The organism is Pseudomonas typographi (assembly GCF_014694385.1).
Taxonomy (GTDB): domain Bacteria; phylum Pseudomonadota; class Gammaproteobacteria; order Pseudomonadales; family Pseudomonadaceae; genus Aquipseudomonas; species Aquipseudomonas typographi.
The window spans coordinates 1-248 of the sequence record NZ_JAAOCA010000200.1 but is presented as its reverse complement, the minus strand read 5'-3'; the positions used below and the strand labels follow the sequence as shown (position 1 = coordinate 248).

General features: G+C 56.9%; 1 pseudogene. It reads left to right on the top strand.

The annotated features are described in order from the left end of the window. Position 1: 1 nt before the first annotated feature. Positions 2-248: pseudogene (locus HAQ05_RS28385) on the top strand (IS3 family transposase); the annotation flags it as partial.

Sequence of the window (248 nt, the reverse complement as noted above, 5' to 3'; positions counted from 1 at the left end):
CATCCGAGCGGTCGAGCTCTACATAAAAGTGGGGAAACGCATCGGGGTAACGATTCGTCAGCTGGGCTACCCGACGAAGAACGCTTTGAAGAGCTGGTATGCAGAATATGAGCGATGCCTTGACCTGCCGCGTGGCTACGAGACCTCGAAGTCGAAGTACTCACGTGCCCCAAATGGAAAGGGCTGTCGAGTACTATCTCGAACACGGTCGCAGCATCGCCGCTACCGTCACGGCGTTGGGCTACCCT